The sequence below is a fragment of the Gluconobacter oxydans genome (assembly GCF_006539685.1).
GTDB classification, from domain to species: domain Bacteria; phylum Pseudomonadota; class Alphaproteobacteria; order Acetobacterales; family Acetobacteraceae; genus Gluconobacter; species Gluconobacter oxydans.
Map to the genome: position 1 here is coordinate 117119 of NZ_BJNM01000001.1, position 26703 is coordinate 143821.

Below are 26703 nucleotides of genomic sequence, written 5' to 3' on the forward strand. Positions count from 1 at the left end.
TATAACATAATAAGCATTCCGCTCTGACAATCTTTCGTCTCTGCCGTATCCCCCTGTCCGGAGGCTTCATGCCGTCTATCGTGTCTGCCCGTTCCTTTCTTCTGCTTCTGGGCTGCACTACCGCCCTTGCCGATTCCGCGTTCGCACAGTCGGTGACCCCGTCCGTAACGTCTTCCCAGGCGGCTGCGGCCACCGCTGAAACCCAGACGGATGATGAGTCCACAGCTGCCCGCGCCAGCTTCGGTCATGCCGACGACCAGCATGGTACGACAACGACGGAGAGCAGTCGCACGGGCGAAGATGACATTACCGTCAACGCCCATCTCGAGCGCGCCCGCGCTGCCCTTCAGCCTTCGACGGGTGCGACGACCTATAATTTCTCGCGGCAGGCCATCGAGACGAATCCCGGCGGCGACAATGCAGGTCTGAACACGCTGCTGCTTCAGGCTCCGGGTGTGGCGCAGGACAGCTACGGACAGATCCATATCCGTGGCGACCATAACGAAGTGCAGTTCCGTCTGGATGGTGTGGCGCTTCCGGAAGGCATGAGCGTGTTCGGACAGACGCTCATGACGCGTTTTGCCCATTCCATGTCGCTGACGACCGGAGCACTGCCCAGTGAGTACGGTTTCCTTCAGGCCGGTGTGATCGATATCAACACCAAGAACGGCTATTCGGATGCTGGTGGTGACGTTTCGATCTATGGCGGCTCACGTGACTATTTCTTCCCGTCCGCGCAGTTTGGCGGCCATCATGGCAAGTGGGACTGGTTTGCGACGGGTGATTTCGTTCACAACCGTGTCGGCATCGAAAACACCACGCCGAGCTTCAATGCGATCCACGATCTGACGAACCAGTATCACTTTCTGGGTCATGCCCGTTACACGGTGGACGAGAACACGCGGATCAGCCTGACCGCCGGTGTATCCAATGCCGAATACCAGCTTCCCAACAATCCGGGACAGCAGCGCCAGTTCGCCAATCCGTCCTTTGCCAATAGTGACCTGTCGCAGAAGCTCTATGGTAATGGCGACAGCTCGAGCCTGACCGAGCATCAGAAGGAAATCACGGATTTCGGCATCCTGTCCCTGCAGAAGGACATGGGCAAGCTGAGCTTCCAGACCTCCGCCGTGCTGCGTTACAGCTCCCTGCGCTACTCGCCCGATCCGCTGGGAGATCTGGTCTATAACGGTATTGCCCAGCGCGCGGCGCGTTCGGTCTTCTCGACGGGAACGCAGTCCGACGCCACCTGGCAGGCGGCCAAGGATCATACGGTTCGCTTCGGCTATCAGATCTATGTGGAACGGAACGTTTCCAAATCGGATTCGACCGTCTATCCGCAGAGCGGCGAGGATTCTGACGGCAATGCAGTCTATTCCGACAATCCGCTCACCATCCATGACGGCACGGGCCGGACGGGCTGGATGTACGGCCTTTATGCGCAGGACGAGTGGCGCCCGCTGAAGAACCTGACCATCAATTACGGTCTGCGGTTTGACGGTGTGGATGAATATACCCATGCCAAGCAGGTCAGTCCGCGTCTGAACATTGTCTACAAGCCCTGGCACGGTGGCACGTTCCATGCGGGATATTCGCGTTATTTCACGCCGCCGCCGTTCGAACTCGTGGGCGGTACGTCGCTCAACAAGTTCGCCAATACGTCAGCGGCTCCTGGGACGTTCCTGAACAGCAACGTGAAGGCCGAGCGCGATCATTACTTCGACGCCGGCTTCTCGCAGACGATCCTGCCGGGCTGGCATGCGTCCTTCGATGCGTATGTGAAGCTCGCCAAGAACATGATCGACGAAGGGCAGTTCGGCTCCCCGGTCATCCTGTCGGCGTTCAACTACCGTCGCGGTCAGGTTCATGGTTATGAATTCGCCACGGACTACACCCGCGGCGCCTTCAGCGTGTACGGCAATTTTTCCTGGTCGCGCGCCATCGGCAAGGACATCACCACGGCGCAGTGGAACTTCGATCCCGACGATCTGGCTTATACCAGCAAGCACTGGATCCATCTGGATCATGACCAGCGCTGGACGGCGTCTGCCGGCGCAAGCTACTCGTTCTTCCACAGAACCGGCCATCCGCTGCGCCTGTCTGCCACGATGGTCTATGGCAGCGGTCTGCGGGCCGATGGCGCGACGCCGAACGGGGATTCCGTGCCTCAGTATGCGACGTTCAACCTGTCGCTGGTCCAGTCCTTCAAGGATCTGTTCCAGGTGCCGTTCCTCAAGCGCACACAGCTGCGTCTGGACGTGACCAACCTGTTCGACCGGACCTATCTGCTGCGTGACGGCAGCGGCATCGGTGTGGGTGCGCCGCAGTATGGTCTGCGCCGGACGATCCTCACCGGTATTGACCAGCGTTTCTGACGCTGGTGCCTGACGGGTCGGACGATCCGTCAGGCTGGTTTGGCTGCCGGGGGCAGAAGCGCCTGGTAGCGGATCTTTTCAAGAGCGGCCGGGATGTCCATGACCGGCACGGCCTCGCACAGAAAATCTCCCTGCACGAAATCGCATTCCATCTCCAGAAGCGCGCGGACCTGCGTGGCGTTTCCGATCCCCTCGGCCACGACCTTGCGCCCGAGGCTGTGGACGATGTCGATCACGCCCCTGATGATCGCGGCATCTGTCTCGTGCCGTTCCAGACCGGCCACAAAGGCCCGGTTGATCTTCACCGCATCGAACGTGATGGTCTTGAGATGCGTCAGGGATGCAAATCCCGTCCCGAAATCATCGAGGGAAATCTGGATGCCCTGGCAGTGAAGGGTGTCGAGTTCCTGCTCGATCTGCCTGTGATGTGGGCGCGAGAAAATGTTCTCGGTGATTTCGAGCGCCAGGGAGGTAAGCGGGATATTCATTTCCCCGGCAAGGAGAGCGACTTTCCGGAAGAAATCGCTGCCCTCGAAATCACAGGACGTGATGTTGATGGCGATGCGTTCAAAGCGGATGTTCTGTTCGCGCAGCTTGCGCATGTCCTGCATGACCTGGCGGGTGACGAAGGTGTTCAGCGTCAGCGTCAGGCGGGGGTCTTCAAAGACTTCGGGGAAATGCTGTGGCGAGAGGACGCGGTGCTGCGGATGGTCCCAGTGCAGCAGAGCCTCGAAGGAAATATTGCCGGGCGTGCTCAGGGAAAAGATGGGCTGGTAAAAGACCGTGATGCTCTGGTTGCGCAGTCCGGTCTGAACACGCCTGCGCAGGCGGGCGGCATGGTCCAGTTTCTCTTCCATGACGGGATGATATTCCCGGATACGGTTCCGGCCGCTGGTCTTGGCGGCATAGAGCGCGAGATCGGCGCATTTCAGCAGGGCTTTTTCCCGCGCATCGACCAGGGGGACGCGGACATAGCCGATGCTGACGGTGCAGGCATGGGTCATGGTGCGGTTGCGGAAGCTGAAACGCATCTGCTCGTGGATTTCGAGAAGGATCTTCTCGAACAGCGCCGGACAGTCGCCCGTCAGGAGGATGGCGAATTCGTCCCCACCGATACGGGCAATGAAACAGCTGTCATTCTGGAAGGACTGAAGCTTCTCGGCGACCTTGCGCAGCAGCCGGTCTCCGGAATCGTGCCCGGACGTGTCGTTGATCGTCTTGAACGTGTCGATGTCGAGCAGAGCCAGACAGATATAGCCTGCGCTACTCTGGCGCAGGGTTTTGCGCAGGGTATGGGAGAAGTGCAGGCGGTTGGAAATCTTGGTCAGGAAGTCCGTATTGACGGCATGCTGGAGCTTCTGGCGGCTGGATTTCAGGTGGTTTTCTGCCTGTTTGCGCGCCGTGATGTCAAAGCGGATGGCCACATAGCTCGTGACCTTTCCGCTTTCCGAAATATGGGGAACGATCGTGGTGTCGACCCAGTAAAGGGAGCCGTCGCGCCGGCGGTTGCAGATCTCGCCGTGCCAGACATGGCCTGAGGCGATCGTCCGGTACATCTCCCGGAAGAATTTCCGGTCATGTTGGCCGGAACGCAGCATCCGGTGGTCATTTCCGATGAGCTCGTCCCGGGTATAGCCGCTGATTTCCTCGAACCGGCTGTTGACGGAAAGAATGCGGCCGCGGGTGTCGGTAATGGCGACAATGGCGGAACAGTCCAGGGCATGAAGAACGAAATCGTCGCGGGGGCCCTGAGGCCAGTTCTTCACATAATCCAGGCTTCTCCTGAAATCATCCTCTTGCTTTTCCATCACCCAGGCTGGCTCTCTCGATAGGAGATCTGAGTAATATCATAGAATAATTAAGCGTTCGTTAAAAGGATATCCTGCTGTTTTCAGGTATATTTTTGAAGGTCTGTTTCGGAGTTTTTCTTTCTTCCTGCGGGAAATGTCAGTTTTATTTTGACTGCTTCGTGAGAGGATTTTTTTAACAGAATGAGGCGTCCCCAGCCCTTTCAGAACCCTTAATGGGGCGCCCTTTTTCTTACAGTTCGGCCCACTGGCGCAGCAGGTTGTGATAGGTCGAGGTCAGGCCGAGGACGGCAGGGTGGCTGTCGGGCAGGGCCTTGCGGGTTTCGATGATGGAGCAGTCGAATTCGTAAAGCAGACGGCGCTTCGTATCGTCGCGGACCATGGACTGGGACCAGAAGAACGAGGCCCAGCGGCTGCCGCGCGTGATACGGTTGACGCTGTGCAGGCTGGTCGAGGGGTAGAGCACCATGTCGCCGGCGGGGAGCTTGACGCTCTGGGTGCCGTAGGTGTCCTGGATGACGAGTTCGCCGCCGTCATATTCATCCGGGCCGGTGAGGAAGAGCGTGGAGGAGACGTCCGTGCGGATGCGCATCCCCGCACCGGGGATCGGGCGGATGGCATTGTCCACATGGGCGTCGAAATGCATGCCGGTGTCGTAGCGGTTGAAGAGCGGCGGATAGACGCGCAGGGGCAGGGCGGCGCTGTTGAAGGTCGGGTTGCGGCCAAGCGCGCGCAGGACGAACTCCCCGAGTTCGCGGCATTCGGCAGAGTCCTGCGGGATCTGGAGATTCAGCTTGGCCTTGGCGGATTGTTCCCCCGCAGTGACGCGCCCGTCCGTCCATTCGGCGTCTTCCAGTCTGTCACGGAAGTAGCGGACTTCTTCGGGGGAGAGGACGTTCGGAATGTGAAGCAGCACGGGATTCGGCCTCCAGAGCAAGTATGGCCCGGTATTGTAAATGATAATTACTCTTATATTGACCTTCATAGAACTGATCTGCAGGTTGCGCAATTGGGAAATGGCACGGAACCTTTTGTAAAAGACGTGATTATTCTTACGAAAAAAACATGAATTGTCGTATTTCCTTGCATTGACAGGGCGGGGGCGAGAGGGAATTAAACGGATATGGCATTTCATTTCATTTCCGTTGCGCGGTGTCTGGGGCTGCGGCGTGTCCGTCTGGCGCGTGTCTTCGGAATCGTGGTGGTGGGATGGATCGCGGGGGTGGGGCAGACTTTCGCCGCAGGGGGAATGGTGGCTCCGCTATCTGTTCATGATGCAATCGCCGCTGCCTGGAAGATCGATCCCGTGCGTGCAGAGCTTGAGACCAATCAGGATTCCGCCGATGTGCGGGCGAAGGCAGCGCAGTCCTGGTTTGCGGGCGGCCCGACGCTGACGGGCGATTACTATGATGACCGCATCAGCGGTTCCAATCATGGCTATATCACCTGGCAGGGCGGGGTTTCGGTGCCGCTGTGGCTGCCAGGGCAGGGGACAGCGACCGAGAACGTGGCCAAGGCCGAGGCGAAGACTGCAACCGTTCGTCTTGATGTAGAGCGGATGTCGGTTGCGGTACGGGTCGTGGATGCGGCGGGGGCTGCGATCATGGCCATGCGTCGGCAGACGGCGGCGTTGGCGACGGTGGCCGCATTGCGGCGGATCGAAGCGGATGTGCAGCGGGCCGGGCATGCCGGGGAAATTGCGGTGTCGGACCAGCAGGCCGTGGAGGCGCAACTGGCGCAGGCCCGCAGCGAAGCTGACATGGCGGCCGAGGAAATCGAGACCACGGCGAGTCAGTTGCGGACGCTGACGGGGCTGCCAGGGGTGCCGGATATCACGCAGGCGGATGAGCACTGGCTGGCGCTGACGCGGGCCAATGATGCGCGCTGGGTCGAGGACATTGACCCCCGGGTGCGGGCGACGCATCAGGCGGTGATTGCGGCGCAGAACCAGATGAAGCTGGTGCGAAAGAGCTTCATGCCCAATCCGGAAATTGGCGTTGATGCGATCGATCAGGGGCAGTATCAGAGCCCCTGGGATACACAGGTAGGGGTTAATCTGCGGGTGCCGCTGCCCAGTGCGGTGACGAATACGCCGCAGGAATCCGCCGCCCGCGACCGGATGGCAGCGGCGACGCGACAGGAAATCGAGGCGCGGCGGGCCGTGCGCAACGAGATGGCGCAGGTGCGGGCGCATCTGGTGGCGGCGACGGGATCGTTGTCGAATTCGCGGGTCGAGGCGAGTTCCATGCTGCGCCGGGCGGATGGGATGGAGCGGTCCTGGCGGGTGGGTGAGACACCGCTGATCGAGGCTCTGCGGGCGCGGATGGATGCGTATCGGGCGCTGCTGGATCTGAACCGTGCGGAGATTGCCTGGCATGCGGCGATCATCCGGATGGGTATTGCGACGGGGACCATTCCATGAGCCGGTTTGTGCGTTTTCTGGTCTGTGGGGTGGCGCTGTGTGCTCTGTCGCGTGCGCGGGCAGCGGATGCGCCGGGCTGGATGCAGCCGCTGACGCTTGGGGCCGAGGCGCGGGACGGCGAGCATCTCCAGACCGCATTGGTGCGGCAGGGGACGCTGCATGACACGGTATCGGCACTGGCGCGGGTGAGCGCGGATCTGTCGCGGACGGTCGTGATCCGCACGAGCGGGGACGGGAAAGTCACGGCGGTGCGGGTGACACCGGGGCAGACTGTGGTGCCCGGGCAGGCGCTCATTGATTACACGGATCATTCCCTTCACGTGCTGCATCTTCAGCTTGAGCAGGACGAGGCGGCTCTGGCCTCGGCGAAGGCGACGCTGGGGGAGGCCGAACTGTCGTACCGGCGCGGGCAGTCGCTGGTGGGCAGTACGGTATCGGCCGGGGAAGTAAGGCGGCGTCAGGCGGCGGTGCAGCAGGCGCGTAGTACGGTCGTGGCGCGGGAAGCAGATATCGGGCTGATCCAGCATCGGCTGACGGAGGAGTTCACCTCCGTGACGGAAAAGATTGTGCAGGATGAGGCGTCCACGCTGATTTCGCCGGTGCGGGGTGTCGTGCAGTCCATTCAGACCTCCGTGGCGTCGGATGTGACGCCGGGGCAGCCTGTGGCGACGGTCGTGGATCTGTCGGGCGTATGGATTGTCGCGGATCTGCGGCCGGATGAGGTGTCGCGGCTGGTGCCCGGTGGCGTTGTGACGGTTCGTCCGTCGGGGAATGCGCGGGCCGAGCCGTTCCGGGCGAAGATTACGACGATTGATGGTGTGGCCGATCCGGTGACGGGGCTGGTGCGGGTGGTGTGTGTCGTGGACCGGCCGGTGGCGTTCCTGCGGCCGGGGATCATGCTGGATGCGGCGCTTGAAACCAGCGAGGCCGTGGACGGCATGATCGTGCCATCAAATGCGGTGCAGACGATCGAGGGGCATGACCTTGTCTATGTGCAGACGGCCGAAGGGCAGTATGCGCCGCGCGAGGTCCGGGTGCGGCTGGCGACGGATGAGAGTGTCGTCGTGCAGGGCAATCTGAAGGCGGGAGATGCTGTGGTGACGGAGGGCAGTTTTGCCCTGAAATCCATGTCGCTCGTCAGCGGGCTGGATACGGACTGACCGGGTTTCATGCTGCATTTTTTCCAGTCCAACCGTTTTGTCCTGCTGGGTCTGCTTGTTGCGCTGATGATCGGCGGGGTGATGACCGTGCCGGGACTGCCGGTCGAGCCGGTGCCGGATATTTCGCCCAAGCAGGTCATGGTTTCGGTGACTGCGCCGGGGCTGGCGACGGAAGAAGTCGAGAAGCTTATCACCTTTCCGGTTGAGGCGAGCCTGACGGGGATTCCGGGTGTGACGGACCTGCGCTCCGTGTCGCGGACTGGGGTGTCGGCGGTTTATCTGCAGTTCGATGACGCGACGGATATCGATCTGGACCGGACGCGGGTTTCGGAGCGGTTGCAGGCGGCACGGGACAGCATCACCATGCCGGGTGTGAGCGTCTCGATGGGGCCGCTGGCGACGGGCATGGGCGAGATCATGCAGTTGCAGATCCGTGGCGCCGGGCTCTCGCTGATGGAGCTGAACCGGCTCATGACCTGGACGGTCGTGCCGCAGTTGCGGCTGGTGCCGGGCGTTGTGGACGTCAACGTCAATGGCGGATCGGTCGAGACGTATCAGGTGGCGGTTGATCCGGCGCGGATGCGGACGTTCGGGGTTTCGATCAGCGAGATCGTGCAGGCTGTCGATACGAACAATGCGTCGTCCGGTGGCGGCTGGATTGCGCATCATGCCGAGCAGAACGTGGTTGTGGGCCGGGCGCTGGTAGGCAGTCTGGCGGATTTTGGCGCCATTCCCGTGAAGCTGGGAGCGGGCGGCCATGTGATCCGGCTGCGGGACATGGGGGTTGTGTCCGCCGGGCCGAGGACGCGGCTTGGGGCCGTGACGCGGGACGGGCAGGGTGAGGTGGTCATTGGCGTCGTGATGATGCAGACCGGGGCCAGCTCGAATGCGACGCTGGGTGCGATCGGGCGGGCTTTGCCGGCGATCCGGCAGTCCCTGCCGTCGGGTGTGACGCTGGAGCCTTATTACAGCCGGGCGACCCTGACGGGGCAGACCATCCATACGGTGAAGGAAAACCTGCTGATCGGCGCGGGGCTGGTGCTGTTCGTGCTTGTCGTCGTGCTGGGGGACTGGCGGGCGGCGCTGGTGATCGTATCGGTCATTCCGGCGGCTCTGGTGGCGGCCATGGCGGGGATGCGGCTGTTTGGCGTTTCGGCCAATCTGCTGAGTCTGGGGGCGATCGATTTCGGGATGATCGTGGACAGTTCGCTCGTGGTGGTGGAGCATATCATGGTCGAGCGCGCTGCCACGCGGGAGTCGAAATCCTTTGCCGAACTGACGGTGGAGGCCGCAAAGGCCGTGGTGCGGCCGGTCAGTTTCGCAATCCTGATCATCGTTATGGTGTATCTGCCGGTGCTGACGCTTCAGGGCATCGAGGGCAAGATGTTCCGCCCGATGGCACAGACGGTCATCATGGCGCTGCTGACTTCGCTGGCTTACTGCTTCGTCTGTGTGCCGGTTCTGGCGGTGCTGGTGATGCGCAACAGCCTGCCGGATCGGGAAACCTGGTTCGTGCGGACGGTCCGGCGGTATTATGAGCCGGCGCTGCGCTGGACCGAGCATCACAGCGGGCGGCTGCTGATTGTGACTGTGGGGGCTTTTCTGCTGGCGGTGCTGGTGGGGGGGCGGCTTGGCGGGGAGTTCGTGCCGCAGCTTGAGGAAGGATCGTTGGCGCTCAATGCGATGCGCCTGCCTGGTGCGTCTCTGACCACGGTTCTGGAGGGGGTGACTGAGGAAGAGCGGATCCTGCGCTCCTTCCCGGAGGTCCAGACGGTTGTAAGCAGCACGGGGACGGCGGCCATTCCCACGGACCCGATGGGAACGAACGAGACTGATACGTTCATTTTCCTGCGGCCGCGCAGTACGTGGAAGACGGCTACGACGCAGGCGGGACTGGTCGAGAAGTTCAATGCCGCCCTGCAGGCGAGGCGGCCGGAGGCGGCGTATTCCTGGTCGCAGCCGATCCAGATGCGGATGGATGATCTGCTGGCGGGTGTGCGGACGCAGCTTGCGATTTCGGTCTATGGCGATGATTTGTCGGAGCTGAACCGGATTGCGGGGCAGGTTGTCGAGACGCTGCGGACCGTGCGCGGTGCGGCGGATGTGGCGTTGCAGGGGAGCGGGACGGTGCCGTTCCTGCATATCGACGTGAACCGGGATGCGGCGGCGCGGCTGGGGGTATCGGTGCCGGATATTCTGGCGGTTGTGGAAGCCGTGGGTGGGCATGTTGGCAAGCCCGTGACGGTTCAGGGCGCGATCATTCCGACGCAGGTGCGTCTGCGGGAGGATGCGGTCAGTTCGGCGGACCGGATCGGGCATCTGCAGGTGCGCCGGGCGGACGGGCAAGGCTGGGTTCTGCTGTCACAGGTGGCGGAAATCGTACTGTCGGATGGCGTATCGCGGATTGACCGGGACAATATCCATCGCCGGGTGATCGTGCAGGCCAATATCCGCGGGCGGGATGTAAGTTCGTTCGTGGCGGCGGCGCAGCAGGCCGTGGCGCAGAAGGTCAGGATGCCGCAGGGCTACAGGATGGTCTGGGCCGGGCAGTTCCGGAACCTGCAATCCGCGCTGCACCGTCTGTTCATTGTCGTGCCGATCGCGCTGGCGTTGATCTTCCTGCTGCTGGTGGCGGCTCTGGGGTCGTTCGGGGCGGCGGCGCTGGTCTTTGCCAATCTGCCGATGGCGGCGACGGGCGGGATTTTCGTACTTGCGCTCCGGGGCCTGCCGTTCAGCATTGCGGCGGGGATCGGGTTCATCGCGCTGTTTGGCGTGGCGATCCTGAACGGTGTGGTGCTGGTGAGCCAGATCCGGGTCTTCCGGCAGGAAGGTCTGGCGGCGGCGGATGCGGCGTTTCAGGCGGCGCGCAGCCGGTTGCGGCCGGTTCTGGCAACGGCGTCCGTGGCCAGTCTGGGGTTCTTTCCAATGGCATTTTCTGGCGGATCGGGCGCGGAAGTGGAGCGGCCTCTGGCGTCTGTCGTGATCGGAGGGCTGGTGTCCTCCACACTTCTGACGCTGTTCGTATTGCCGACGCTTTATGCGCGGTTCTTTGGTCGCGAAAATGAAAGCGCCCCGGACAGGGGATGAGCCTGTCCGGGGCGGGGGGCCTTACTGGAAGGGCAGGTAGCGGAAGTCGAAGAAGATCTGGCTCATGCTGGTATGCGGATCGCCGCCAATGCCGGACCAGATCTGCCGCCGCGAATAGGCAAGCTGCGTGCCTGCTTCCACGGTGCCGAACTTGCCCTTGAAGAAGCGCCACCAGCCGCCGATCGTGATCTCCGAAACGCTGCGGGTATTGGCTGTGCAGGAGAGCGTGGAGAGTTCCTGCAGACAGCCCGCGTTGGAATAGCCCGGGTTGCCGTAGCCGTAGGAGCTGCCGTTTTCGTTGAAATAGGAATGGCCGACGCGCTGCGTGCCGAAATAGCCGTAGACATCGATGCGCGGGTTGGGATGCGCGATGACGCCGGCCTGGGCCTGGACGCCAAAGAGCGGATCGGGGCTGCCATTGGCCTTGAGCGTGGTATCAGGCAGCAGGACGGAGCCATAGCGGTTGATGCCCCAGCCTGCGAGGCCGGCCATGCGCAGTTCCACCTTGCCGGAAATGAGCGGCAGGATCATGGAGCCGCCCGCGCCGCCGCCGATGGCGGTGTTATTATGGCCGGTATTGCCCATGGTCACGCGGTCATGGGGGAAGTGCAGGATGCCTTCCATTTCGTAATGGCCCCAGACGGGATCGTAGGCGACCTTGCCGATGACGTCAGGCGCGATTTCATTGGAGAAATTGGCCGTGTCATTGGTTAGGCCAACACCGTTCTCGCCGATCGTGACGGTGGAGCCGTTGGGCATCGACACCGCACCGTTGCTGGCGGAAAAGCCGGTCGTGTCATACAGCGTGGCGGGGTTTTCGATTGAAAGACCGGTCCACAGACGGTGATGGAAGAAATCCTTCACGATGCGGACCTGCCACTGGCGGGACCAGGTCTGGCCTGCGAGCATCGAGGCTTCGATCGTTTCCGGAAGGCTTTCCTGTCGTGCGACGATACCCGCACGGCCCGGTGTCAGAAGGCTCCAGGCCTGACCGCCAAGGAAATGCCAGCCTTCCTTGTTGTCGTCATAGGCCAGATAGGCCTGACGCAGCCGGAAGGAGTAGCTGTTGCTCTCGTAAGGGTCAGTCGTGACGGCGCCGGCGCCGAAATCGGATTCAAAGAAGCCCGAGATCGTGGCTTCGGAATTGATGTTGCCGCGTGCGAGCAGGGACAGGCGGCTGTAGCGGGCGCCGCCGTCAAAATTGTTGGTGTGATAGCGCGGCTCGTTCGGATACGGCATGTCCTGCCAGTAATTGAACGTATCGGATGCGACATGGCGGTTCTCGAGCACGGCGGCCGTATCGACGAAACCGCCGAGCATGAGCGTGACCGGACCCAGATGGAACACGCCGTGATCGCCGACGGCACCTGCGGACTGCGCGCCCAGCGTCTCACGCGGATGCGGACCCACGCCATTTTCCGCGAAATGGACGAGCACGTCTTCGGCGCGATGCCCAACGACTGCGAGTTCGGAGCCCTTGTCGGTGTCGATCACCCCGCGTCCGGTGGGGGAGAGGGAAACGCGGTCGCGTCGTGCCACAGCGCCGCGGACAGGTTCGGCTCCGGCGGCAGCGGTCATTTCGCCAGGCGTAGCCGTGAACTGGGGAGCTTCGGCGGTTTTAAGGCCATGACGGCGCGCGGATGCGGTGGTGATCCGTTCGCCATGCTCTGCGTGGACGTCACTGCGGGCGTCCGGACGGGCGGTGGCAAGCTGTCCGTCATGGGGGGCGGAGGCATGGGAGGCAGAGCTGCCCGAGGCATGGTGTCGGGCGATTTCCGCTTTCAGCACGGCCATGTCGTGATTGATGGCGCGCTGTTCTTCCTGCACATGGGCCTGAGCGGCCTGAAGGCGGCTCATTTCCTGTTCCATTCTTGAAACGATATCGTCATCGGCACGAGCCGCTGTGCCCAGCATGAGGGCGCCCAGTGTCGTGCCGAGAAACAGATATCCGCGTCCCGATAACCGCAGGGAGCGCAGCGTGCGGAAGGTGAGCAGTTTCAACTAATTCCCCCATGTCAAAAGATGTCCTGAACATGTGCATGAACTCGGGCGCGATAGCTTTTAAAAAGATTTTCAGGTCGGCTCTGACGCGCCGCAGACCGCAGGAAAGTGCGGGGAACACGCAATATTCCCGTCTGGATTTCGGGCAAAGTCACGGAATCGTGAAATTGTTTCCCGTGAGGGGAGCGGTATTTCCTGAAAGAACAAACAGGAATTCAGGAAAATTGAATGCAAAGTCATTAAATATATTTTTAAATAAATTCAGATTTAATATAATTTTTTATTCATAACTTGTTCGATCTTGATTTGTGTCCTGCTCGACATTTTTATTATTGCTTCATTTTCTTTTCGATATGACGATCTTTCTTCTGTAATAAAAAGTATCAGAAGCCGCTCGGGGCGCCGGGGTCTGACAGGATCGCCCGCACGGGTTCTGTATTCCGTCTTCACCCCATCCTGCCGCTCTGGCATGCTGTGCCGACGGGCATGATGGTCCATGCGGCTTTTTGGAAATGGAATGCGGTGATGAGAGTTGCTCTGGGACAGTTTGCTGTTGCGCCGGACTGGGAAACCAACCAGCGGCAATGCCTCGACCTGATCGCACGGGCGCGGGAGGGAGGGGCCGAGCTTCTGGTCCTGCCCGAAGGGATCCTGGCGCAGGACATCAATAATCCGGAACTCCTGCCGCAGACGGCGCAGCCGCTGGACGGACCGTTCATGGAGGGACTGCGCAAGGCCAGTCAGGGCATTGCCGTGGCCGGATGCGTGAATGTGCCGGACGGGAATGGACGGTTTTACAACACGCAGTTCGTGCTGCGGGATGGAGCGTTCATTGCAACGTATCGCAAGCTGCATCTGTATGACGCGTTCAGCATGAAGGAATCCCAGCGCACCTCGCCGGGGCTGGAACTGCCGCCCGTGGTGCAGATCGGGGACATGAAGGTGGGTCTGATGACCTGCTATGATGTGCGTTTTCCGGAACTGGCACGTCATCTGGCACTGGCGGGGGCGGAAGTTCTGCTGCTGCCGGCTGCCTGGGTGCGGGGTCCTGGCAAGGAACGGCATTGGGAAATTATGTCCGTGGCGCGGGCGCTGGAAAACACCTGCTATGTCGTGGCGGTCGGGGAATGTGGCGCGCGCAATACCGGATTCAGCATGGTGGTCGATCCGCTGGGCGTCGTGACGCTGGCTCTGGGCGAGGCGCCGGCTCTCGGCTTTGCCACGCTGGACCGGGAGCGGATCGCTCATGCCCGGCAGGTTCTGCCGGTCTTGGAAAACCGGCGCTTTGCGGCCCCGGTTCTGGCCGATTTGAAAAACTGAAACACCTCAGGACCGAGAATCTATCTTCTGCGATCAGATATGTTACGGTAAGTTTCTACTGAACATTACTTCGTGGGAACAATGAAAAACGGTATCGCGTGGGGTGTAGGGGCCGGTGCTCTCATCATGGGGCTCGGCGTGCTAGGGCTGAGCCTGCGGAATCCACAGGGAATGCAGGCTGCGGCCACACGTCCTGATCCGTGCGCTTCTGCGGCCGCGCAGGCCCAGCGTCCCCAGAACTGTTCGGATTCCGGCCATTCCTCGGGCGCCGTATATGTTCCAACATCCACCAGAAGGTCCGACGATGAGCGTGGTGGCCGTGGAGGGGGAGACGAGAGTTCGGCGGGACATGCCGGCTTTGGCGAAAGCGCGGGCGCCCATGCGGGCGGGGGCGAATAGTTTTCGCGCATGGTTCAGCTTCGCCGCCTGACCTCTTCCGCAAGGCCGGACTGGCAGGCTGAGGCAGACCGGCTCGGCTATCATTATTACCGCAATGCCGATGGCAGCTTCGCCTGGCGCGAAGATGTCCGCTACGAGTTCGATGCGGCTGCGGTCGCGCTCATCCGGAAAGTCTCCGAAACGCTGCACCGGCTCTGCCTGTCGGTCGTGGACGAGACTGTCAGGCAACCGGGCGGGCTGGATGCGTTTCACATTCCGCCTGCCGTGCAGGACGTGGTGCGCCAGTCCTGGGCGCGGCGTGATCCGTTCCTGATCGGGCGCTTCGATCTTGCCTGGTGCGGCGGCCAGCCCCGGCTGATCGAATATAATGCCGATACGCCCGCAACACTTCCCGAACGCACGCGGATGCAGACCGCATGGCATCGGCAGAGAGGGCATCCGCATACCCATGCACCTCTGGACGCGCAGGCCCTTGTGGACCGGCTGGCGGATCTGCGACGGAAGGGGCTGATTGATCGCACCCTTCACATCGTGCCCTATCCGGACAATCTCGAAGACACGACGCATGCCGTCTATTACCGGCAATGGGCCGAACAGGCCGGACTTGAGGCGATCCATTGCGAATTGCGCGATCTGGAAATCACGCATGGCGGCCAGCTTCTGCATCGCGGACGCATCGTCCGGAGCATGATCCGCATGTATCCCTGGGAACTGATGTTCCGCGATTCCGGCGCCCGACACCTTGAGCACTGTGGCTGCACGTTTCTGAACCCGCCCTGGACGGCGCTGCTGTCCAACAAGGCGCTGCTGCCCGCCTTGTGGAAGCGCTATCCGGGGCATCCCAATCTGCTGGCGGCCGGATATGCCCCACAGGACGTGATCGGCAGGCACGGGCGATCTTCTCCCCGCGCCTATGTGGAAAAGCCGATTCATGCGCGCGGGGGCGAGAATGTGCGCATCCTGCGCGATGGCCGCGCCCTTTGTGCCGAGGCCGGGACCTATGGCGCGTATCCGAAAATCTACCAGGAGTTCGCCGATCACCGGATCGACGGGGTAACGGCATCGGTCGGGGCCTGGATTGTCGGGGACAGCTTTGCCGGTCTGACCATGCGGGAGAGCCAGGCCCCCATCGTGCGGCATACCTCGCCGATCGTGCCGCATCTGGTCCGCAGGCCGGGCTTCATGCGCAGACTGCTGCGCTCGGGGTGAGCGATCGCAGAGCATGTCTGAAAACTTCACATAACACCGCCCCGTTTTTGCCACATGATGGGATCAGCGTCCTTCAGGGTGCCGACTTCCGATATCGTGAGGATGCCATGCGACCTGTCAGTGCAATCAACAGATTTGGGTGGGGCCAGCGGGACAGCGCGCGGGAGGGCGCGGGTCTGTCACTGCATGACTGGCTCGCGCATCAGCTGACCGGGCCTGACACCGCCACGTTCAGAGGCGTGTCTCCCTGTGTGGATGGGCTGATCGCATTGCGGGAACAGCGTCGCACGAAGGTTCAGGGTGACCCGCTGGTCAAGCCGATCTTCCAGGCGGAAGTCGCTACGCAGATGGACACCCTGCTGCTGACGGATTAGCCTTTCCGGGAGCGTCTGGCGTGGTTCTGGTTCAACCATTTCACCGTGAGCCTGCGGCAGGGCAGCACGCGGGCTGTCATCGGCGCCTATATGCGCGAGGCCATCCGCCCGCATGTGACCGGGCGCTTTTCGGATATGCTTCTGGCGGTCATGCGGCATCCGGCCATGCTGATGTATCTGGACAATGCGTCCTCCATCGGGCCGGACAGCGCGACCGGGCGCAGGAGCCATCACGGGCTGAACGAGAACCTGGCCCGCGAATGTCTGGAGCTGCACACCGTCTCGCCCGCCGCCGGATACAGTCAGGGAGATGTGACGTCCTTCGCCGCGATCCTGACAGGCTGGGGCGTGGACATGAAGGCAGAACGGCCGGGTTTCGTGTTCCGGGAAAAGGCGCACGAACCGGGACCGAAAACGCTCATGGGACAGACCTTTCCCGAAGGCGAGGAGGGCGGCGTGCAGGCCCTGCACTTCCTTGGCACGCATCCGGCGACCTACCACCACATCGCCACGCAGATGGTCCGGCATTTCGTGTCCGATACGCCGTCACCCGCTTCCGTGCGGCATGTCGAGACCGTTCTGCGGGACAGTGAAGGCGATCTGCAGGCGGCATCCCTCGCGCTGGCGGACCTGCCCGATCCGGGGCCTGGCGGGGGCAAGTTCCGCTCGCCCATGGACTATGCCACGGCCGTGCTCCGGGCATTATCCATCGGTGGAGAGCCCAGCCGGCCGGACGATCCGCATTCTCCCGCCCATCAGCTGGCGTCGGCTTTCAGCACACTCGGGCAGCCGCTGTGGACCGCACCGCTGCCCAATGGCTGGAGCGACAATGCCGCGGACTGATGCCCGCCCGCGGACATGCTGGCCCGTGCGGACTGGGCATGGCGGGTGGCCGCGCATGTCCGAAGCGGTGATCCGATGGACATCGCCGATATTGCCCTGGGCCCCGCCCTGCGTCCGCAGACCCGCACCGCCATGCACCACGCCGGGTCGCGTCAGGATGCGCTGGCCCTGCTGTTTTCTTCCCCCGAATTCCAGAGGCGCTGAGTCATGATGATCCCCCGTCGTACTGCTCTGCTCGGTCTGGCTGCCAGCTGGACACTGGGACGTTCTTCACTGGCCTTTGCGGGCTCGTCCGGTGGGCCGGATGATCCGCGTCTGGTCGTCGTGATCCTTCGCGGTGCGCTGGATGGCCTGTCCGCCGTCACTCCTTATGGCGACCCCGACCTCGTGACATATCGTCGGGCGCTCGTTCTCCCCGAACCGGGACAGGAGGGCGGATTGCTCGATCTGGGCGGCTTCTATGGCCTGCATCCGTCGCTTGCGACCCTGCACGGGCTGTACGGAGAAGGCCAGATGCTCCCGATCCACGCGGTGGCCGGGCATTATCGCAGCCGGTCGCATTTCGAGGCCCAGGATTATCTGGAAAGCGGCGCGGATGAGCGTCTGGACAGCGGGTGGCTGAACCGTGCCGTTTCGGTGCTTCAGGGGAAAGCCAACCGGCCGGATGGCTACGGGCTGGCCATGGGGCTGACGGTGCCGCTTCTGCTGCGGGGGGCGGCGCGGGTAGGCAGCTATGCCCCGGCCGGAAGCCAGCATCCGGACGCCGATCTCTACAGCCAGATCCTCGCCCTGAATGCCCATGACCCCGTGACAGGCCCCGCTTTCCGCAACGCTTTGAAGGCCCGCGGATTTTCCGAGGCGTCCCGGATGGACATGGGCGGCACAGCGGTTCCGGAAAAGTCCCGCAAGCCCGATGCCTTTACCCACCTCTCCACGGCGGCCGGGCAGATGCTGGCCACGCCACATGGGCCCCGGATCGCGGCTCTGGAAATCGGCGGATGGGACACGCATGCCGGCCAGCTCGGACGGCTCGGCAGTCCGCTGGCGCAGCTCGATCGCGGTATCGGGGCGCTGCGTCAGCGACTTGGTGAGAGCTGGAAACACACGGTGGTTCTCGCGATGACGGAATTCGGACGGACCGTCCGCATCAACGGCACAGGCGGGACAGATCACGGAACGGGCACGGTTGCCTTTCTGGCCGGTGGGGCCGTAGCCGGCGGGAAAGTCGGGGGAACCTGGCCGGGTCTGCGGAGCAGTCAGCTGTTCGAAAACCGGGATCTCGCCCCTACGACGGATCTGCGGGCGGTGGCGGCAGGCGTTCTCTGCGACCACCTGCGTCTGCCGTCGCGTGCCGTTGCTACGGTCTTCCCGGGCCCGGCCGTGGATCCCATGAAAGGGCTGGTCGAGACAGTCTGAACGCGTTTCAGAACTCCGAAACAACCGCGAAGAACGTACCCCGGCGCTGTCCATATTGCGCCTGATAAATGCCAACCCCGCTGCCATCCCGAAGCTGGTAGCGTTTGTCGAACAGGTTGACGACATCGGCGCGGACTTTGATGTCATGCCCAAACGGTGCCTTCGTGAAGGTATGCTGGTAGCCGATATTGAAGACGTCGTATTGCGGCTCCTTCTCCAGATTGGCAAAGCCACTGCGTAGGCCATAGCCATAAACGAAATCGGCATAGGCCATGTCGTGTTTCGTGGTCCACGAGGCCCCGGCCGTAGCGGTGAATTCGCCCTGATGGTCAAGCTGGATCGCGTGATTGCGGATATAGGCCAGTACGGCCGGATCGAACTGGTACTGCGCGGAATTGATGTCGCGGGCCGAGGTTTTGACGTAGGAAAAATTGCCGAAAAGCGACCACGGCCCATGCCGCCAGGAACTGCCGAATTCAGCGCCATAGACGCGCCCGCGCCTGTAGCTGAAAGGGGCTAAAATCACCGCACGACCGAACTGCCCGAGGTCGGTAAGGTCATGCGCCCATTTGGCATAGGCATCGAGTGTAATCTGAAAATCGGGTGTGATGCGCTGAAGGATGCCGCCATCCACATAATGCGATTTCTCGACCTTCGTGGCGCTGTCGATGGTGTTGGCCGCTGCGTTCGTCGTCCCCACAAAGCGGGCCAGTGTGGACGGGTAGACATATTGCGGGGAAGGCGGAGCGAAATAGCGCGAATAGCCGAGATGCAGGGTCGTGCTGCGCGTCGGTTTCCAGACCATGTTCGCACGTGGGCTTAACTGGCCTTCATTGTCGAAAGATGAGGCGAAACGGTCGTAACGGATGCCGTAATTGAAGGTCAGGCTCCGCGTGATCCTGTATTCGTCCTGAATATAGGCCCCGGCCTCCACCGACCAGTTCCCGGTGTTGTCCATCAGACGCACGGGCGTATTCGCGCTCTGGTTTCCCGCCTCATCCACGGGAAAAGCGAGCGTGTCAGTATCGAGGCGTTCGGACGTGTACTGTCCCAGAAGTCCGGCCCGTAAGGTGTGATGGCGTGCGATCTCGTAAGACAGATCGGCCTGCATGCCGCCCGTCGTGAAATCATTGACCTCATGTTCGGACACGCCCTGATAGATCAGGTCCCGGTCACGATCCGGCGTGTAGTCGATCCGGCCGTAGCGGAAATAGGGTGAGACCTGAAGGTTCAGCCGGTCGGTCGTGCGCTGATACGACAGGACGGCATAGTAGTTCTGTTCGGTCTGGCTGTCGTTCAGGCTGGCCCAGTTCATGGCCGGATCATGCGGGTTTACGCCTGCGACATCATAAAGCGTCGTGTAATCCGGGCTGTTCGTATCGAAGGTCTTGAAGGAATTGGGGATCTCGAAATCCGCGTAAGAGGCGCTGGTCAGCAGCGTGAGGCGGCTCGCTTCGTCCAGATGCCAGGAGAGATACGAAAACGCTTTTTCCTGTTCCGTCACATCATGGATCGCGCGGAATGTGTCGCTGGGATTTTCGATGCCGATGTTGTTGCGGGTGAAGGACAGCGTGGTGAAATAATCCAGCTTTCCGCGCTGGCCGCCAAGCTGCACGGAGGGGACAAACGTGTTGTAGCTCCCCCCGTAAAGCGAGACCTGATTGTGTTTAAGGCTGTCACCGGTCTTGGTCGTTACGTCCACCACGCCTGCAGTGCGAAAGCCGAACTGCGCGGGGAGGGTGCCGGTCAGCAGGTCCACGGACTGGATGATGCGGGTGTCGAGTTCCTGGCCGAAACCGTTCAGCCCTTCAGGCAGCAGAACTCCGTTGACGCGATAGGTCAGTCCGCCATGCTCACCCCGCACATGTACCTCGCCATAACTGTCGAGAACGACACCGGGGACGCGCAGGAGGATCTGGTTGAAGGCCGCGTTCTGACCGCCCGGTGTGGTCGTGATCTGGTGCTGGTCGATGGTGTAATCCACCGCGCCAAGACCCGGAAAAATGCGGGCCCGTTCGCGGTTGAGATGCCCTGTGACGCTGATCTGCTCGGGGGCAGGGGGCTTTTCGGACGAGGCGGCTTTCCTGACGGTCTGCGGTTCTGTTTCGGGCAATGCTGGGTCTGCAAGGGCCGTCCCGAGAACGGTCAGACTGACGCTCATCCACGCACAGAAGCGCGTATTTCGTGATAGTAAACTGATTATTATATAGCTTATGCTATATCTGGTGGTGTGCATGGAAGGCGGCCTGGGAACGGGGTTTGGGGCATCATGGGTGATGGAAGTCCGTCAGGAGTAACGCATCTGCGTCATGATATGCAATATGCTATATTGATTGGCACGGGGTTTTCGGAGCAGCGCGCTGATCGATGGGGCATTTCCTATCGGGGGGAGTGTCTGTAAGAGGGAACCTCGTTCCGGACTGTTTTTCGTCAGGGAATTTTCCTCAGGCCTATGACTGTTTCATCCCCTCCCGCTCCTGTGGTCGTCCGTCGTCGGACACAGGCCGATCGCAGTGCGGAGACGCGCGGCAAGGTCATTCAGGCAACCGTCATGCTGCTGCAGACGCAGGGCTATGCCGCAACGACCGTCCAGCGCATCGCCAAAACGGCGGGCGTCAGTCTGGGGGCTTTGCAGCATCAGTTTCCCACCAAGGCGCAGGTCATGGCGATGGTGCTGCGGCATTATGCGGTCAAGCGCGCGCGGCTGTACCGGCGGGCGCTGAGCATGAAAGGCAGTCCCGAAGCGCGCGTGGATGCCATGCTGGACACGATGTGGCGGCTGGTGACGGATGGACCGGAATTCCTGGCGACCGTGGAGATCGAACTGGCGCGGCGGAGTGATCCGGATCTGGAAGCAGTGACGGCACCGGTTCTGGCACGGATCGATCAGTTCATGACCCGCTGGCTTTCAGGGCGCCGCATGGCCCCGCCGGACCCGCGTTTCGTCGAGTTGCGGCTGCTCAATTCGGCGCTGTTGCGCGGGCTGGCGGTCGAGCGCGCGCGTGGTGTTCCGCTGGAGGATCTGGCGCGGTCCTTTGAAGTCTGGCGGCGCTTCTCCAGAGCAGAATTTCTCAGGATTGCGGACCTTTCGGCCTGAAGCGCCCCTAAAACGGCATGCTCCGGGAAGGAATGCCGCGCCGGCCTGGGATCATTGCATTTTTAGAATAATTTTCTTGACGCTTATAAAACAAGTAGGTTGTATTGCTTTTATATTGGATTCACGAACGGCCTGCCCCGTAAGGGAAAAGGCGCTTGTTCCGGACAGATAAGGTCAAACATGACAATGCCGCCTCTGACTGCCGCACAGGTTTCCGCACCCGAGATCGCCGAACGTCATCGGAAGGTTCGTGAGAAAATGGAGAAGGCCGGGCTTTCGGCCTTTGTCTCCTTTGATCCGAACAATGTCTATTACCTGACGAATTTTGCGAATTTCGTGCATGAGCGGCCGTTTGTGCTCGTGCTCACGATGGCCGAGACGTTTTTTGTCGTGCCGGTGCTCGAAGTGCCGCATGTGCTGCGTCACAAGGTCGGGGACTTCAGACTGCTGAGCTATGCGGAGTTCCCGGCAGTCGTGGGATCGCGCTGGTCCGACCGGTTTGCCGAGGCACTCCCGAAGCAGGGGACGGTCGGGATCGAGGGGGCTTGCCCTGCTTATCTGCAGGCGCAGATCTCCAATCCGGTGAAGGTGCTGAACATCATTGACGAGGTCCGCGAGATCAAGTCGGCGCATGAGATTTCGCGCATCGCCTGGACGAGCGATGTGATGACGAAAGTGCTGGCGATGATGCTGGGCAAGGTTCAGCCCGGTGTGATGGTCGCGCATGCCATTGGTGACGTGACGCCGTATTTCTATCAGCGCTGCCTGACGGAATCTCCGCAGTATAACGTCATGTCGAGCCATGCGGCCGGACTGATCCAGCCGCCGGCCTATACGGATGATCCGCATAATTTTTCCTGTCTGACGGCGACCTGTGAACCGGGTGGTCCGTTCCTCGGGCTCGTGGCTGGCAAGATAAACGGTTACGGAGCCGAAATAGAGCGCACTTTCTTCCTCCAGACCATCCCTGAAGAGGCGAAGCGGCCTTTCGATACGATGATGGAAATGCGCTACAAGGCCTATGACATGCTCAAACCCGGGGCGATCGGTTCGGAAATCGATGCCGCCTGTCAGGCGATCGCGCATAGGGCCGGCTATGAAACGCCGCTGCACCGGACGGGTCACAGCTTCGGCGTCACGAGCCATGAAGCGCCGTTCCTGGCACTGGGTGAGGATAATGTCATCCAGCCGGGCATGATTTTCAGCATCGAGCCGGGGATCTACATCAAGGGGAAGGGTGGGTATCGCCATTCCGACACGGTTCTGATGACGGAGAACGGCTACGAGATCCTCACGCAATATCCCGACAGAAAAGAAGACCTGATCGTCGGGTAAAGCCCTTCCGGCCTGCGCCCCCTGCCGTGAAAGGCTAGGGGGCGCGGGAACTGCCGGAAGAAATTGCATTCCTCTGCTGCCTTTCGTTCCGGGATAGAAACCTATGTCCATTGCAGATCGACTGGAACGTCTTTCGTTCTCCGGGTTTCACTACCGGCTCCTGTTTCTCGGGGGCGCGGGATACTGTTTTGACGGGCTGGATGGCGCCATCCTCGCCTTCGTCATGCCGGCCCTGCAGCATCTGTGGGGGCTGTCGATGGCCCAGCTTGGTCTGCTGGGGAGCGGAGCATTTTTCGGATATTTCATCGGCGCGCTGTCTGCGGGGCTGGTGGCGGACCGGTGGGGCCGGCGGTCCGTGATGATGTGGGCGCTGGCGTGTTACTGCGTGGGCTCTCTCGTCTCGGCGCTCTGTATGAACTGGCATGGTTTTGTGCTGGCGCGCGTGGTGGCCGGGCTTGGGACGGGCGCTGAATCCGCGATCATTGCGCCATATCTGTCGGAATTCGTGCCGCGGCGGTATCGCGGGGTGTTTACGGGCGCGCTGGCGGGATTTTTCTCCTTCGGGTTCGTGGGGGCGTCGCTGCTGGGATATGCGCTGGTGCCGGGCTCAGCGAATGGCTGGCGCTGGGCGGTGGGGCTGACGGCGTGCCCGGTGGTCATGCTGCTGTGGTGGCGTCGGGCTTTGCCGGAATCACCGCGCTGGCTTGAAAGCATGGGCCGGAGTAAGGCCGCACATTCCGTTCTTTGCGGTATCGAAAAGAGCGTTGGCGTTGTGTCTCCGGCTTATGAACCGGGTGCGGTGACGCTGGAGCGCCCGTCGGTGGGCGGGCAGTTCGCGCGGCTGTGGGGTAGTGGGCTGCGGCGGGTGACGGCCATGAGCTGGGTTCTGTGGCTGTCGGTCACGTTCAGTTATTACGCGTTCTTTTCCTGGCTTCCCACGCTTCTGATCGCGCGTGGGTTCACCATTACGCACAGTTTCGGGTTTTCGATCGCCATCTGTGTGGCACAGATCCCGGGTTATTTCAGTGCGGGGTTCTGCAACGAGTATTTCGGCCGCAAGGCAACGGTCGTGACGTATCTCGCTGCTGCCATGCTGAGTGCGGTCGCGATGGCGCTCGTGTCGTCATCCGGCGGCATTCTTGCAGCAGGGATGCTGCTTTCCTTCTTCATGAACGGCGCTTTTGCCGGACTTTATGCCTACACGCCCGAAATTTTCCCGACCGTCCTGCGGGCGACGGGAATGGGAAGCGCCTCGGCTGTCGGACGGACCGGCGCGATCGCCGCTCCCCTGCTGATCGGGGCGCTGTATCCGCGGGCCGGGTTTGCCGGGGTGTTCGGACTGACGGCGCTGATCCTGCTGGCTGGCGCGCTGAGCATCCTGATCTTCGGACCCTCAACCGTGAACCGGTCTCTGGAAGAGATCGGGGACGCGTACTGAGTTTTTCCATGCGTTTCGCATGACTGCCACATCTTCTGAAACCGGAGTTGTCCCGGGGAGACCTGAAATGTTCCGATTTAACAATATCCTTCTGTGTACAAGTGCGCTGGTTCTGACGCTGCCAGCTGTTGCGGCAACGACGTCGGGCAAGGCCGTGCATGGAACGAAAGGTCACCCTGCTGTCCCGCCTTCGGTTGTGCGGGTGCGGCATGTCGTGCCGTCTTCGGATCCGGAATCGATCCAGGTGTACCGCAGGAAAAATGCGTTCGGGCAGCTGGCGATGCAGCATCAGAGCGTGTCGGTCACGCATATCGATTCAACCGAACTGGCGCGGCATCAGGTGACGGATGTGAAGGGGCTGATGAACTTTGCTCCGAACCTGACGGTGCAGCCGCAGGGTTCGAGTTCGGCAGTGAACTTCACGCTGCGCGGTGTGGGACTGAACGACTTTACCGCGAATAATACACCGTCGGTCATGACCTATGTGGACGGCGTGACGCTGCCGATCGGCTATATGGCAGGGGCCGCGATGTTCGACATGGCCGGGGTTGATGTGAGTACCGGGCCATCGGGCTTTACGCATGGTCAGACGGTGACGGCCGGTGAGATCAACATCAAGACGGCCGATCCGACGAAGACGTTCCATTACGGGGCGTCGGAAGACATTGCGACCTATGATCGCAGCATTACGAACCTGTATGTGTCGGGACCGCTGTCGTCCAATGTGCAGTACCGCATTGCGGGTTTTACGCAGCAGGGCGGAGGCTTTCAGAAGAACATCAATACCGGGCAGTCGCTGGGAAATGCCAACAAGGGCGGGCTGCGGGCCAAGGTTGCCTGGCAGCCGGATGACAGGACGAACATCGTCTTCAGCAGCAACTGGATGCAGGATGATTCCCAGGCGATGGGCGCCTACAATATCCAGGATCTGGCGCGCAATACGCCGACCTATCAGAACAACCGGAACACGGGCTGGGGCTTTACGCCGGATTTCCTGAAAATCACGGGTAATTCCGCGGGGACGAAGCCGTCCTACAACAACACGTTCTGGGGGGCGGGCGTCAATTTCACCCGCAATCTGGGTTTTGCCGATCTGAGCACCATCAGCGCGTTCCAGCAGATGTATGTGCACAACCTGATGGATCTGGATGGCACGCGCTATGCGATCTATGACGACGACGTCAATACGGATGCTAACCTGTTTTCGCAGGAAGTGAAGCTGGCGTCGCGCAATCCGCATGACCGGCTGCAGTGGAATGTGGGCATGTATTATGACCGCACGCAGATGCACTCAGTCATTTTCAATGATTATACCGGCTCGGGATCGCGGCCTTATATCCAGCGGACGAGTTATAATCAGGATCAGCAGGCGTTCAGCCAGTACGGCCATCTGCGTCTGACGGTCACGAAGCGGCTGCATCTTCTGGCGGGGATCACGCATGAGTCCGATGACCGCGATCTCTATAACATGCAGACGATGCGCTATAATACGGCCATCTATCCCACACCGTTCGACAACCATTACGGGCGCCGCGGGGCGCTGACGAACCAGTTTTCGGGGATGGGCGGGATCGAGTATCAGGCGCTCGACAACCTGATGTTCTATGGCTCCATCCGCAAGGGCTTCAAGCCAGGTGGTTTTACAGCGAACAATACGGTCGTGGCCTCGCAGCTCAATCCGACCAAACCGGAATCCCTGCTGGCCTATGAGGTCGGTTTCAAGTCTGACTACTGGAACCACAAAATCCGCCTCAATGGCGATGCGTTCTGGTACGACTATCACGGGCAGCAGGTGGCCGGGCTTGCCGTGGTGTCGAACTATGGTGTGGTCGGCCAGTACGTCAACATTCCCAAGAGCCGGATCTGGGGTGTGGAAATGGAGATCGATGCCAATCCCATTCCGGGTCTGCTGCTGCATCAGCACTTCGGTTACGAGCGCGGAAATTACGAGGATTACAGCGCGATCGATTCCACGGCCGTCGCGGCGACCTATATCCGGACGGGCAAGCTGGTGGCGCTGTATCGCAGCTACGCCGGGGTCGATATGGGGATCCCGAAACTGACGCTCGAAGGCTCGGCATCCTACAAGGCGAAGCTCGGGACGCGGTGGACGCTGACGTCGTATCTTGACTACAGCTATCGCGGATCGCAGCTCGATGGCCGGGGAACAACCTGTACCGGATGCCGGAGTATTTCCTGATGGATGTCGGTCTGACCTTCGCGCCGAAAAGCGGAAAATGGTCTCTCGGGGCCTATGTCAACAACATCCTGGACCGGCGTTATGACGTGACGCGCCAGACCGGGCTGAACGGAATTTTCGGCATTCCGGGAACGCCGCGGATGGTGGGCGGACGGCTGCGGGTGGATTTCTGAGCCTGCGCTCCGCCAGATGCGATGCTGGTCCTCTTCCCGTTCGACG

Annotated in this window: 19 protein-coding genes and 1 pseudogene; 16 read left to right on the plus strand and 4 right to left on the minus strand. The window is 61.4% G+C overall.

The genetic code is table 11. The features are described from left to right. Nucleotides 1-68 precede the first annotated feature (68 nt). On the plus strand, nucleotides 69-2375 hold the full coding sequence (locus GOX01_RS00510; RefSeq protein WP_011252138.1) for a TonB-dependent receptor: 2307 nt from the start codon (nucleotides 69-71) through the stop codon (nucleotides 2373-2375). A gap of 29 nt (nucleotides 2376-2404) precedes the next feature. Here the strand turns inward: GOX01_RS00510 and GOX01_RS00515 are convergent, their stop codons facing one another. Both GOX01_RS00515 and GOX01_RS00520 read right to left on the minus strand, forming a co-directional pair. Further along, the gene (locus GOX01_RS00515) at nucleotides 2405-4141 is read right to left on the minus strand and encodes a putative bifunctional diguanylate cyclase/phosphodiesterase (protein ID WP_161630914.1); all 1737 of its coding nucleotides are present in this window, start codon (nucleotides 4139-4141) and stop codon (nucleotides 2405-2407) included. A 274-nt stretch (nucleotides 4142-4415) separates the two neighbouring features. Beyond that, the gene (locus GOX01_RS00520; protein ID WP_011252136.1) at nucleotides 4416-5099 is read right to left on the minus strand and encodes a Fe2+-dependent dioxygenase; all 684 of its coding nucleotides are present in this window, start codon (nucleotides 5097-5099) and stop codon (nucleotides 4416-4418) included. 207 nt (nucleotides 5100-5306) lie between these two features. On the opposite strand from GOX01_RS00520, the gene GOX01_RS00525 reads away from it, so the two are divergent. From GOX01_RS00525 to GOX01_RS00535, 3 genes are read left to right on the plus strand one after another with little or no spacing between them, the layout of a single operon-like run. Further along, a complete protein-coding gene (locus tag GOX01_RS00525) occupies nucleotides 5307-6605 on the plus strand; it encodes a TolC family protein (protein ID WP_024716570.1) in 1299 nt (432 codons plus the stop codon). Then, nucleotides 6602-7765 (plus strand): efflux RND transporter periplasmic adaptor subunit, encoded by a 1164-nt coding sequence (locus tag GOX01_RS00530; RefSeq protein ID WP_011252133.1) that lies wholly within the window; start codon nucleotides 6602-6604, stop codon nucleotides 7763-7765. Before GOX01_RS00525 ends, GOX01_RS00530 begins: the two co-directional genes overlap by 4 nt. Nucleotides 7766-7774: 9 nt before the next feature. Then, nucleotides 7775-10852, plus strand: coding sequence for an efflux RND transporter permease subunit (locus GOX01_RS00535; protein ID WP_011252132.1), 3078 nt, complete (start codon nucleotides 7775-7777; stop codon nucleotides 10850-10852). A 21-nt stretch (nucleotides 10853-10873) separates the two neighbouring features. On the opposite strand, the gene GOX01_RS00540 is transcribed toward GOX01_RS00535, so the two are convergent. Continuing rightward, nucleotides 10874-12853 (minus strand): hypothetical protein, encoded by a 1980-nt coding sequence (locus GOX01_RS00540; RefSeq protein ID WP_011252131.1) that lies wholly within the window; start codon nucleotides 12851-12853, stop codon nucleotides 10874-10876. 525 nt (nucleotides 12854-13378) lie between these two features. Between GOX01_RS00540 and GOX01_RS00545 the strand changes: the two genes are divergently transcribed. From GOX01_RS00545 to GOX01_RS00565, 7 genes and pseudogenes are all read left to right on the plus strand, one after another. Further along, a complete protein-coding gene (locus GOX01_RS00545; protein ID WP_011252129.1) occupies nucleotides 13379-14173 on the plus strand; it encodes a deaminated glutathione amidase in 795 nt (264 codons plus the stop codon). An 81-nt stretch (nucleotides 14174-14254) separates the two neighbouring features. Continuing rightward, nucleotides 14255-14572, plus strand: coding sequence for a hypothetical protein (locus tag GOX01_RS00550; protein ID WP_131973766.1), 318 nt, complete (start codon nucleotides 14255-14257; stop codon nucleotides 14570-14572). Between the two features lie 9 nt (nucleotides 14573-14581). Continuing rightward, on the plus strand, nucleotides 14582-15781 hold the full coding sequence (locus GOX01_RS00555) for a glutathionylspermidine synthase family protein (RefSeq protein ID WP_011252128.1): 1200 nt from the start codon (nucleotides 14582-14584) through the stop codon (nucleotides 15779-15781). A gap of 107 nt (nucleotides 15782-15888) precedes the next feature. Then, nucleotides 15889-16155, plus strand: a complete 267-nt coding sequence (locus tag GOX01_RS13065) for a hypothetical protein (protein WP_011252127.1) — start codon at nucleotides 15889-15891, stop codon at nucleotides 16153-16155. Nucleotides 16156-16167: 12 nt separating this feature from the next. Further along, nucleotides 16168-16998: pseudogene (locus GOX01_RS13070) on the plus strand (DUF1800 domain-containing protein); the annotation flags it as partial. Nucleotides 16999-17013: 15 nt separating this feature from the next. Continuing rightward, nucleotides 17014-17202 (plus strand): hypothetical protein, encoded by a 189-nt coding sequence (locus tag GOX01_RS13075; RefSeq protein WP_011252125.1) that lies wholly within the window; start codon nucleotides 17014-17016, stop codon nucleotides 17200-17202. A 3-nt stretch (nucleotides 17203-17205) separates the two neighbouring features. Beyond that, a complete protein-coding gene (locus tag GOX01_RS00565) occupies nucleotides 17206-18414 on the plus strand; it encodes a DUF1501 domain-containing protein (protein WP_024716568.1) in 1209 nt (402 codons plus the stop codon). Between the two features lie 7 nt (nucleotides 18415-18421). On the opposite strand, the gene GOX01_RS00570 is transcribed toward GOX01_RS00565, so the two are convergent. Continuing rightward, nucleotides 18422-20575 (minus strand): TonB-dependent receptor, encoded by a 2154-nt coding sequence (locus tag GOX01_RS00570; RefSeq protein ID WP_228119113.1) that lies wholly within the window; start codon nucleotides 20573-20575, stop codon nucleotides 18422-18424. A 291-nt stretch (nucleotides 20576-20866) separates the two neighbouring features. Here GOX01_RS00570 and GOX01_RS00575 point away from each other — a divergent pair, with 291 nt between their 5' ends. From GOX01_RS00575 to GOX01_RS13080, 5 genes are all read left to right on the plus strand, one after another. Beyond that, nucleotides 20867-21511 (plus strand): TetR/AcrR family transcriptional regulator, encoded by a 645-nt coding sequence (locus tag GOX01_RS00575; protein WP_011252122.1) that lies wholly within the window; start codon nucleotides 20867-20869, stop codon nucleotides 21509-21511. A gap of 180 nt (nucleotides 21512-21691) precedes the next feature. Next, entirely contained in the window at nucleotides 21692-22846 is a 1155-nt protein-coding gene (locus GOX01_RS00580) for a M24 family metallopeptidase (RefSeq protein ID WP_011252121.1), read from the plus strand. 103 nt (nucleotides 22847-22949) lie between these two features. Continuing rightward, nucleotides 22950-24284 (plus strand): MFS transporter, encoded by a 1335-nt coding sequence (locus GOX01_RS00585; RefSeq protein WP_011252120.1) that lies wholly within the window; start codon nucleotides 22950-22952, stop codon nucleotides 24282-24284. 67 nt (nucleotides 24285-24351) lie between these two features. Continuing rightward, nucleotides 24352-26484 carry a TonB-dependent receptor gene (locus GOX01_RS00590; RefSeq protein ID WP_255314055.1) on the plus strand — a complete coding sequence of 711 codons (2133 nt, stop codon included), beginning with the start codon at nucleotides 24352-24354 and terminating at the stop codon, nucleotides 26482-26484. Next, nucleotides 26466-26657, plus strand: a complete 192-nt coding sequence (locus GOX01_RS13080; protein ID WP_011252118.1) for a TonB-dependent receptor — start codon at nucleotides 26466-26468, stop codon at nucleotides 26655-26657. The genes GOX01_RS00590 and GOX01_RS13080 overlap by 19 nt, the downstream gene beginning before the upstream one ends. Nucleotides 26658-26703: the final 46 nt, after the last annotated feature.